We start from the raw sequence: 10,032 nt of genomic DNA on the forward strand, positions 1-10,032 counted from the left end.
AGACGACATGATCACCGAAGGCCGTCTTCATGTCCACTCACGACAGCGCACAAAGTCCGGCCCAGAACGCCGAAGGTTAAAAAGCAAGACTAGCCGGAAATGTCACGCAGCTCCCGAGACTGATCTGTCGCAGACGTCCTGAGACCCGACAGGCCGGCGGCGCAGGACGCGCAGGTCATGCCGCCGATCTGCTGCTCGATCAGGCCGCGGTCGCGGCCGGCAAGGCGCTGGGCTGGGTCTTCGACGTCGCACTGCCTCCATGCGTGTCGTCGTAACCGGCGGCCCATGCTTCGGCGGATGCCTCTCGGGACGGTTCCGCCCGTGCCCGTTAGGCCGTCAAGTCCGGTACGTAGAACCAGGTGAACGGTGCCCAGGGCAGGTTGCGCAGCACCACCGCGTACACGACGAACGCGACGGCGACGCCGATCACGGTCCGCCGGCTGACGTGTGGCGTGGGCAGTTGTCTGCCGAAGATCCGGGCGGCGGTCCACCATGTCCAGGCGTAGGCGCCCAGCGGGACCAGGAGCAGGGCGGCCAGGTGCATGCGGGCGGCGTCGATGAGGTCGCCGTGCAGCAGGTACCAGGTCATGCGGGTGATGCCGCAGGTGGGCCCGTCGATGCCGAAAGCCATGTGCCACAGGCAGGGGCCGGTGGGGTCGCCGACGCGGTCGGTGGGGTTGAAGGCGAGCACATAGGCGAACCAGGCGGCCGGCACGGCAAGCAGCCACAGCGGCGCGAACCGCGTGGTCCATCCGGCCGGCCGGTACGCCGCCTTCGCGGCGTCGTCGGCGGGGTAGGGCGGGTGTGGGGTGGTCATGGTTGCTCCTGGCGGGCGGTGTAGCCCGCCTCGCCGATCGCGACGACCACGTCGGCCGGTGTGCACCGGCCCGGGTCCACATCTACCGTCGTGCGGCCGGCCCGCAGGCTGGTCGACGACGAGGCGACCCCGTCGAGGTCTTCGAGGGTCTCGTCGATGAGCATGCCGCAGGACGCGCAGTGCATGCCCTGCACGGCGAAGGTGTAGGTGACGGTGGTCTGGGCCATCAGGGTCCTCCTCTACTGCTGGTCGGTGACGGTGAGCTGCCCGTCGTACATGCCCATGGCGCAGGTGTAGGACAGCTTCCCGGGCTTGAGGACGCCCAGGTCGATGCGGGTGTCGCCGTTCTCGGGCAGGGCCCACTGCTTGTTCATCGACCGGATGACGAACGCGCGGGTGCAGCCGTAGTTGTCCTCGGAACGCACGACCAGGGTGGTCGGGATGCCGGCCCGGACGGCGATGTTGCCCGGCTCGTAGGAGGCGCTGCGGGCGGTGACGATGACCTCCTGCCGGCCGTCCGGGTTCTGGTGCACCACGGCCGGGTCGGCCACGGCGGGGCCGGCGCTGAACCCGAGTGTCACCGCCAGGTTCTTCGCGGCCACCGGCGAGTCGGCCAAGGTGAGCCCGGCGTTGAACGTGTACACGCCCATGCCGAGCACCACCAGTCCGGTGGCCACGGCCAGACGGCCCTTCCAGGTGGTGGCCGCCTTGCGGGCGGCGTAGCCGAGGATCGTGAACAGCGGGCTGGTGCCGATCACGAACACCGCCATGGTCGCGGCGCCGGACAGCGCGGAGCCGGAGGCGAGGGCGAGGGCTTCCACCGAGAGGGTGATCCCGCACGGCACCAGGATGGTGACAAAGCCCAGGATCGCGGGGGCGAAGGCGGCCTGGGAACGGGCCCGGCCCCGCACGAACCGCGACCACGCCGCCGGCGGTTCGATGGTGAGCCGCTTGAACGGGCCGACGCCCAATTGCGCCAGCCCGAACGCGATGATCAACGCGCCGGCGGCCAGCTGGGTCCACACCCGCACCGCGGGCGAGAGCTGCACAGCGGCGCCGACCGAGCCGAGCAGGGCGCCGAGCAGGGTGTGCGAGACCAGCTTGCCGCTCAGGAACGCGCCCACCGGGGCGAGGTCGTCGCCGGCCTGCGTCCGCGCCCCCCGCAGTCCGTCCACCAGCCGTTGGTGCAGCGGTTTGGGTGGTTCGACGGTACGGGCCCGCCACTGCTGCCCACTCGCGGTGGTGCGGGCTGTTTCCCTGCCCGGCGCCTTGCCGGCGGCCGGGGGCCGCCCGCCGCCGACAGCCACCTTCGGTCTGGTGTCCGCGGTGCTCGCCGCGGCGCGGCCGTGCTGTCGTGCGACGAGGCCGGTGAGCAGGCCGCCCTGCACGGCGGCGCAGGAGATGCCCCCGGCGAACAGACCGGTGATCAGTACAGCGCCCAGGTTCACACGCACTCCTTCAGGTTGGGTCAGATGCCGATCTGGCCGGGGCCGACGACGGCGCGTAGCCAGTTGACGAACTCGGTGTCCGCGGCGCTGACCGTGGACTGCTCCGAGCAGCCGGCGGCACGAGCAGCGGCCGGGGCGAGGGCGACAGCGTCGGTCGGCGCACCCCTGGGCCTCGTCTCGTTGGACGCAACGAACGATAACACCTAAACTCCTTAGGAGTTTAGGGGAGTCTTCGTGCGGTGTTTATGCCGTTTCACCTCGAACTCCCGACAGAAATGACCACGGCAGGATCACCTATCCTGGATAGGAGTTACGGTGCAGGGAGGTAGGACGCGTGCGTGGATTCGGCGACCTGGAGGCGGCGATCATGGACCGGCTATGGAGCGACGGCGGCGGCCTGACCGTCCGGGAGATCCACACCGCCCTCGTCGCCGACCGGGACCTCGCCTACAACACCGTGCTCACCGTCACCGACAACCTGTACAAGAAGGGCTGGCTCACCCGGGAACCCGCGGGGCGCGCCCACCGTTACACCCCTAAGGCCAGCCGGGAGGATTACGGTGCCGGGCTGATGCGCGCCGCGCTCGACGCCGCCGGCGATCCCCGCCAGGCCCTCGTCCAGCTCGTCGGCCAGATGTCACCGGAGGAGACCGCCGCCTTGCGCGCCGCACTCGACAGCTTCGAGAACGGGGACCGCGCATGATCGCCATTCAGCTGCTGCTGCTCGCCGGACTGATCTCCGCCGCGGCGACCCAGATTCTGCCCAACGCCCGTTGGGTCTACCGGGCCCCCGGCCTCGGCCTGGCCGCCTGGTACGCGGTGCTGGCCAGTGTCACCGTGTCCGGCCTTGTTGCAGCGGCATCGCTGGTGGCCCGCTGGCCCGCCACCCAGAAGACCGTCTGCTCCTGGTGGGCGTTCTGCGTCGACGTGCTCTCCGGCGACCTCGGGCCGATCGGCCACGCCATCGTCTGGACGAGCATCGCCGGCCTCGCAGCGGGGGCCGGCTTCGCCGTACGAAGGCTAGCCACCGTGGCCCGCGACGCTGCCCGGCTGCTTCGGGAGCACCACAACACCCTCACCCTGATCGGCCGCCTCGACCCGCGCTTGGGCGCAGTCGTCGTCGACGACCCCGTGCCCGCCGCGTACGCGCTGCCCGGCCGGCGCCACCGAATCGTCATCACCTCCGGGGCGATCGCTGACCTGCCGGCCCCGCAAGTCGCCGCGATCCTCGCCCACGAACGGGCCCACACGCGCCACCATCACCATCTCCTCCTCGCCGCAGCACGCATGCTGACCAAGGCGTTCCCCGCGATGGCCGTGTTCGCCGACGCCCACCGGCAGATCGACCGGCTCGTCGAACTGCACGCCGACGACATCGCCACCCGCGCCCACGCCCCGCTCGACCTCGCCCGCGCCCTCGTCGCGTGCGCTGAGGCCGCCACTCGCTCCCAGTGCGCGCCGGTCCCGGCGATGGCCGCTGCCGCCCACGGCGGAGACGCCCTCGAACGCGTGCACCGCCTGCTCACCCCACCGCCGCCGGTATCACCGCGGCGCAGGCTGGCCATCACCGCAAGCCTGATCGCCCTGACCGCGACCCCCATCGCAGTGGCGGCTCTCGGCCTTGCCATCCCCGCGCTCGGGGCCTGCATGCCCGTCACGAGCTAGTGATTTGGAGGAACCTCTCATGTGGAATTGCGGAAGCGGCATGATGGGCGGCTGGTGGTTGCTCAACGCCCTGTTCAGCCTCGTCATTCTCGGACTGATCATCGGCGGTGTCATCCTGCTCGTTCGGCGGCTCGATCGCGGCCCCAGCGGTCAGCCCGCGCCAGTGGCCAGCGCCGAGGCGATCCTCGCTGACCGCTACGCCCGCGGCGAAATCGACGAGCGGGAGTACCGACAGCGTCTGGGGACCCTGCGCGGCCACTCGTGACCTGTGTCCCCAGACGCGCCGCCCTGACGGCCCGGGCGTTAGACCGTCAGCGGTGACTGGCGTTGCGCATCGTTGCGACGCCGCGCATGGTGACCAGGCTTGCGGCGATGCGAGTGAGGCTGGCGGCGATGGCGAAGACGGCGAGTGACTGCGCCGGACGCGCTGACCGGAGGTAGATCGCGATCACCGTGATGTCCCCGGTGAGCGCGAGGGCGGCGATGATGGTGGTGGCCGTAAGTGCGTGCTGGGGGCTGGCCTCAGGGAGCCAGCGCATGAGGCGGCCAGTGGTGGCGAAGGTTCCGGCGGCGGTCGCGATCGCGATGATGATCAGTGGGATGACCGGGATCGCGGCCAGCAGGGCGATGATGCCGGTGCGCCAGGGGTGGGGTTGCAGCAGCAGGAGCCACCAGATGCCCACGAGCGGTCCGGTGGCGATGTACCAGGCGATGGTGCGCCGGGCATAGGCGGTGGCCAGTTCCCCGCGGAACGCCTCTGCGACTGCTTGTGGGGTGCCGAACTGGGCGATCGCGGCGGCGACCGCATGGCCTTCGGGTAGGCCGGCGGTGCTGTGATCGGCGACGGCCTGGTCGAGCCCGTCGCGCAGTTCGGCGAGGATCTGCGCACGGCGCCGGCGTGGCCCACGCAGCCGTGCGGCGAGGTCGCTCAGGTACGCGTCGAGACGTGTTTCCCCGGCTGGGGTGGTCATGCGGTCGCTGGCCATGCCCGCCTACCCAGGACGGCGGTGACGGCGGTGGAAAACTGGTCCCACACCGCACGCTGCTCGCCCAGGAATGCCTGTCCCGCACGGGTGAGGTGGTAGGCGCGGCGGCGGCGGCCGCCGACCGTCTGCCAGTCGCTGGCGATCAGTCCGGCGCGTTCGAGGCGGTGCAGCGCCGGGTAGACGGTGCCGGTCGGCAGGTCCAGTGCCCCGTCGCTGCTGGTCCGCAGGGCTTCGATGACGGCGTAGCCGTGCTGTGGCCCGGGTTCCAGGACTGCGAGCAGCAACGCGTCGAGATGACCCTTGAGCAGTTCCGGCCGCATCGGCAACACCTCGTGGCCCCCTTCTTCCTTCTTGCTGGCTGCCGCCCAGCGCATCTACTGTAGCGTCACAATACTTTGCAACGCTACACATGGCGGGTGGGTCATGAGCTCAAATCCGACGGTCGTCGACCTGACGCAGGCCAGCCCGGTCGACCGGGCGGTGATCGGCGGGAAGGCGGCGGTACTGGCGGAGCTGTCTGCGGCCGGCTTCCCCGTGCCGCCCGGGTTCGTGGTGACCACCGCAGCCCTGGCCGACCCGCAGCTCGATGTCCGGCTTACGGCCGCCGTCGAGGGGCTCGGCGGGGGCTGGTTCGCGGTGCGGTCGTCGGGCGCGGCCGAGGACCTGCCGGACGCCTCATACGCCGGCCTGTACGAGACGTACCTGAACGTGCCGGCCGGCGCGCTGGGTGCGGCGGTGCGGGCATGCTTCGCCGCGGCATCCAGTGAGCGGGTCACCGCCTACCACCAGCGGCAAGGTGGGGCGACGGCAGCGATGGCGGTCCTGGTGCAAGTGATGGTCGACCCGGTTGCGGCCGGGGTGGCGTTCACCGCGCATCCGGTCACCGGCGACCGCGACCCGACGGTGGTCACCGCCGTCGCCGGGCTGGGCGATCCCCTCGTCTCGGGAGAGGCGACCGGCGAAGAGTGGACGGTCACCGCCGGCCGCACCGTGATGACCCGCCCCGGCGGTGGGCGTGCTCTCGCCGACGCCCAGGCCGAGGCTGTCGCGGAGCTTGCGCGCCGGGTCGCCGACCGGTACGACGGCCGACCGCAGGACGTCGAGTGGGCCATCGACCGGGCGGGCGGGCTGTGGCTGCTGCAGGCGCGGCCGATGACGGCCGTGCCGGAGCCGGTGTCGTGGACGCCGCCGGTGCCCGGGTTGTGGATGCGCAATTTCCGGCTTGGCGAATGGCTCCCGGAGGCGGTTACCCCACTGTTTGCCACCTGGCTGCTGCCGGCACTGGAGAACGGCTACCTCGACGGGATGCACGGCACCGTCGGGGTGCGGGTGCCGTTCCGGTACGCGCTGGTCAACGGCTGGTACTACAACGCCACGCCCATCCCGTCCCCGCGACTGTTGGCCAAGGTGCTGGGGCAGGGCCGTGGGCGCGCCGTGAAGATCCTCTTCAACGCGTTGATCCGGGTCAGCCGCGACCCGGCCGCCGCCGACCGCGCCGTCCTGTCCGAACTGGAGCGGACGTGGCGTGACCGGCAGTTGCCCGGCTACCGCCGCCTCGTCGAGTCGGCAGAGGCTGAGGTCGACACGGCACCGCCGCAGCGGCTGACCGAACTCGTCGATGCACTCGGGCGGGAGGCCGGGATCTACCTGTGGTACTTGGCGATCGTCGGTGGGTCGGCGTGGAAGATGGAAGCCTGCCTGACCCGCTTCGCCCGCCAGCACCTTGTCGACGTGCTACCCGACAGCGAGGGCGGGGCCCAAGTGCTGCTGCGTGGACTCCCCGGCGCCCAACCGGTGACGGCCGGGCACGCCGTACAGAGCGTCGACTGGTACCACCCGGTCGCGGCGGAACTGGCCACCGGCCACCCGGCCCTGGCCGCCGACCGCCATCGCCAGCTCGCCGAACAGCGGAACGTTGGCGAACAACGCTGCCGAGCAGCGCTGGCCAACCGCCCACGACTGGTGGCGGACTTCGACCGGCTGCTGCAGGTCAACCAGCGCTACGCGGTCATCCGCGAGGAGCAGGCACGCGAGTTCACCCTCGCCTGGCCGGTCTTACGCGCCTGCGCCGCACGCCTAGGGCGGCACCTGGTCAACCTGGGGGCAATCGAGCAGCCCGACGACATCTACTTCTGCACCCGTGAGGAGGTCAACACCGCTATCAGCGGCGGTCCCAGCCAGCTAAGCGCCACGGTCGACGAGCGGCGCGCACGATGGCAACGCCAGCGCCGCTTGGCCGCGCCGTTGACCCTCGGCCGTCCCCCACGACTGGTCGGCGACGTCATCGATCGCGCCGTCCAACAGGCCCGCAGCACCATCGAAACCCCCGAGGGCGCGCTCGTCGGGCATCCCGCATCCGCAGGCCGAGCGACCGGCACGGTCGCCATCGTGCACGGACCGGAGGACTTCGACGCCTTCGCCGATGGTCAGGTGCTCGTCGCCAAAGCCACCGCCCCGGCGTGGACGCCGCTGTTCGCGCGCGCCGCAGCAGTGGTCACCGACGGCGGCACCCTAGCCGCACACGCCTCACTGGTGGCGCGGGAGTACGGCGTCCCCGCCGTCGTCGGCACCGGCGACGCCACCCAACGGCTGCGTCCCGGGCAGCTCGTCACCGTGGACGGCAATGCAGGCACCGTCACACTTCACACCCAGCCCGTCATGCCTGCCAGTGGGGCAGGAGAACCTGGGCGACCGTGACGCGGATCAGCGGTTTTGTGAGTGTTGCTCAGGCGTGGAAGCGGGCGACGCGTTCGATCGGGTGCTGCCCGAGGGATTCTTGGTCCCACACGCGGAGGCGCTGGAGCTGGGCAGGTCCAGCTCCAGCCTCTCTGTATGAGCAGCGGCGGCTTGGACGCGGGGTGTCCACGAGCACCAGGTAGCAGTCGCGCGAGGGGCGCTCCCGAATCCGATCCACGTGCGGGCGGCCGAAAAGCTCCGGGGCGTTCCGGGCGGTAGGGTGCGCCGCCGCGTGGGCGGCGCACCCTCGCTGATACCGCGGGGCGGTGCCGTGGTCGTGTCGTCAGGTACCGAGGTCCCGGAGGAAGACATCGGCCGCACCGTTGGTGTCGTTGGGCACCAGGTTGGTCGCCACTCCGCTGAAGAAGATGAGCCGGCCGTTGGCGCTGATCGACGGGCCGCCGGTCTGGCTGTCGCCCTGGGTTCCGGCGGTGGAGACGCTGACCCGGCTGGTGGTGCCGGCCACGCGATCCCGCAGGTAGACGTCCCACAGGTACCCGTTCGTATCGCCGGCTACCAGGTTCGTTGCTCCCGAGTCGAAGACGACGTAGCGGCCGTCCGCGCTGATCGCTGAGTTATAGCTATCCATGTTCGCTTGGGCGCCGCCGGTCGCGACACTGATTCTCGTCGTGGTGGCGGCGACCCGGTCTCGGAGGAAGATGTCGTAGCGGCCGTTGGTGTCGCCGGCCACCAGGTTGGTGGCGTACGAGTAGTAGGAGACGTAGCGGCCGTTGGCGCTGATCGCGGGGCGGTAGCTGTCGCTGTTCGCTTCGGCGCCGTTGGTGGAGTAGCTCATTGCGCTGGTGGTGGCGGTGACGAGGTCACGGACGAAGATCTCGTCATAGTTGTTCGTGGGCGGCGTCGTCATGTTGGGCGCCGTCGAGGTGAACGCGACGTAGCGGCCATCGGGGGTGATGGCCGGCTGGCGGCTCTCCCCATAGGTCTCGCCGCCCGTGGTGGAGACGCTGACCCGGGTCGTGGTCGCGGCGATACGGTCCCACAGCAGGATGTCCGAGTACCAGTTCTCGTCACCCGGTACCAGGTTCGTCGCCCACGAGGTGTACGCGACGTAGCGCCCGTCGCCGCTGATCGTCGGCTCGTAGCTGGGGTAGTCGCCCTCGGCGCCGGCGGTGGAGACGCTGATCCGGGTGGTGGTTCCGGCGACACGGTCGCGGAGGAAGACGTCGTCGGAGAAGTTGGTGTCGCCCGGCACGAGGTTGGCGGCGTCCGAGACAAAGGCGACGTAGCGGCCGTCGGCGCTGATGACCGGGTCGGTGCTGTTGACGGTAAATTGGGCGCCGGTCGACTGGGCGCCGCCGGTCGCGACGCTGACCCGTTCTGTGATGCCGGTGGCCCGGTCACGGACGAAGATGTCCGAGCGGCCGTTGGTGTCGCCGGGGACCAGGTTGGTGGCCTCCGATGCGAAGGCCACCCAGCGCCCGTCGGGGCTGATCCCGCGGCCTCCGCTGTGGTCGTTGCCCTGCGCCCCGCCGCTGGAGACGCTGACCCGGGTGGTGGGGGGCGCCGTGGCGGCCGCGGGGACGGCGTGGATTCCCACGAACGTCACGGTGGTGGTCGTCAGGATGGTGAGCCCGATGCGTAGATTCCTCATGTCGGCTCCAAGGACCAAATTTCCGATGTCAGGCAGGCGTGCTCTCGCACTCTTCGTCGACCACGAAGCTGCTGGTCGTCCGTGGCCTTGCGCTTGAGCCTCTGCGTCGACATCTGGCGTAGGATTTTGGCCTGCGTTCACAGATGGTTGAGTGTTCAGCGCACGCGTAGTAGCGATTGTCGGTGGCGTGGTTGCCGTCCAATCGCTATTCTTCCCGGGCCTAGTGCCGGGACGCAGGTCAGGGTGGTCCTGCTATCGGCGCAGGTCAAGGCCCATCCGAAACAAATCAAGAGGAACGACAGCCGGAATCAGCATCTGACACAACGCCGTTTTCGGTCACGCGGCAGGGGGCGCCAGCAAACCCCTTTCCCTGCAACGGGTCCGCCAGACTTCCCGCCGCCAAAACGGCTGTTCCAGCAACTCGATCAGGTCACTTTCGAGCACCAATGCCGATTAGCGGATCTGTTGCGACCGGAGGGCGAAGCGACGGATTAGCATATAGCCTGACTCGCCTTATGAAATCATCATGTCGCACCACACGGGCAATTGTTTATGGTGCGCAACTGTCCACGGACACCCGCTCCGCCGGGCAACAAGACAGCTAGCCTCGATCATTCACGGCTGATGTCGGCCGCTTCGGCCTCGGGCCTCTTATCGCTGGTGTTCGATGCGGTTGGGTTGAGGGCATGGTGTCGGGCCGTCTGTCGCGGCGGTGGGCGTGGTCTCCTTTGGTCCTCCGGTCGTCGGGACAGGGCTGTGCTGGTCAGC

11 protein-coding genes are annotated in these 10,032 nt (G+C 69.9%); 4 read left to right on the forward strand and 7 right to left on the reverse strand.

Annotated features, from left to right (window positions below; translation table 11 throughout):
- Positions 1-328: 328 nt before the first annotated feature.
- From ACFYOS_RS35795 to ACFYOS_RS35810, 4 genes are read right to left on the reverse strand one after another with little or no spacing between them, the layout of a single operon-like run.
- Positions 329-817, reverse strand: a complete 489-nt coding sequence (locus ACFYOS_RS35795) for a DUF2752 domain-containing protein (RefSeq protein ID WP_387151594.1) — start codon at positions 815-817, stop codon at positions 329-331.
- Entirely contained in the window at positions 814-1,044 is a 231-nt protein-coding gene (locus ACFYOS_RS35800) for a heavy-metal-associated domain-containing protein (protein WP_387151597.1), read from the reverse strand. Before ACFYOS_RS35800 ends, ACFYOS_RS35795 begins: the two co-directional genes overlap by 4 nt.
- Positions 1,045-1,056: 12 nt before the next feature.
- Entirely contained in the window at positions 1,057-2,265 is a 1,209-nt protein-coding gene (locus tag ACFYOS_RS35805; RefSeq protein WP_387151600.1) for a sulfite exporter TauE/SafE family protein, read from the reverse strand.
- 20 nt (positions 2,266-2,285) lie between these two features.
- Entirely contained in the window at positions 2,286-2,468 is a 183-nt protein-coding gene (locus ACFYOS_RS35810) for a hypothetical protein (protein ID WP_387151603.1), read from the reverse strand.
- Between the two features lie 131 nt (positions 2,469-2,599).
- On the opposite strand from ACFYOS_RS35810, the gene ACFYOS_RS35815 reads away from it, so the two are divergent.
- From ACFYOS_RS35815 to ACFYOS_RS35825, 3 genes are read left to right on the forward strand one after another with little or no spacing between them, the layout of a single operon-like run.
- On the forward strand, positions 2,600-2,968 hold the full coding sequence (locus ACFYOS_RS35815) for a BlaI/MecI/CopY family transcriptional regulator (protein WP_387151606.1): 369 nt from the start codon (positions 2,600-2,602) through the stop codon (positions 2,966-2,968).
- Positions 2,965-3,930: a M48 family metalloprotease gene (locus ACFYOS_RS35820; RefSeq protein WP_387151608.1), complete on the forward strand. Its 966-nt coding sequence runs from the start codon at positions 2,965-2,967 to the stop codon at positions 3,928-3,930. Before ACFYOS_RS35815 ends, ACFYOS_RS35820 begins: the two co-directional genes overlap by 4 nt.
- 40 nt (positions 3,931-3,970) lie before the next feature.
- Complete coding sequence (locus tag ACFYOS_RS35825) at positions 3,971-4,195, forward strand: SHOCT domain-containing protein (RefSeq protein ID WP_387151610.1); 225 nt, start codon at positions 3,971-3,973, stop codon at positions 4,193-4,195.
- A gap of 46 nt (positions 4,196-4,241) precedes the next feature.
- Here ACFYOS_RS35825 and ACFYOS_RS35830 read toward each other — a convergent pair whose 3' ends face one another.
- Both ACFYOS_RS35830 and ACFYOS_RS35835 read right to left on the reverse strand, forming a co-directional pair.
- Positions 4,242-4,916: a permease prefix domain 1-containing protein gene (locus ACFYOS_RS35830; RefSeq protein WP_387151612.1), complete on the reverse strand. Its 675-nt coding sequence runs from the start codon at positions 4,914-4,916 to the stop codon at positions 4,242-4,244.
- A complete protein-coding gene (locus ACFYOS_RS35835) occupies positions 4,898-5,236 on the reverse strand; it encodes a PadR family transcriptional regulator (RefSeq protein ID WP_387151621.1) in 339 nt (112 codons plus the stop codon). Before ACFYOS_RS35835 ends, ACFYOS_RS35830 begins: the two co-directional genes overlap by 19 nt.
- Before the next feature lie 31 nt (positions 5,237-5,267).
- Here ACFYOS_RS35835 and ACFYOS_RS35840 point away from each other — a divergent pair, with 31 nt between their 5' ends.
- On the forward strand, positions 5,268-7,613 hold the full coding sequence (locus tag ACFYOS_RS35840; protein WP_387151615.1) for a PEP/pyruvate-binding domain-containing protein: 2,346 nt from the start codon (positions 5,268-5,270) through the stop codon (positions 7,611-7,613).
- 322 nt (positions 7,614-7,935) lie between these two features.
- On the opposite strand, the gene ACFYOS_RS35845 is transcribed toward ACFYOS_RS35840, so the two are convergent.
- Entirely contained in the window at positions 7,936-9,264 is a 1,329-nt protein-coding gene (locus ACFYOS_RS35845) for a TolB family protein (protein ID WP_387151618.1), read from the reverse strand.
- Positions 9,265-10,032 lie beyond the last annotated feature (768 nt).

The organism is Micromonospora sp. NPDC005806 (genome assembly GCF_042871425.1).
GTDB lineage: Bacteria > Actinomycetota > Actinomycetes > Mycobacteriales > Micromonosporaceae > Micromonospora.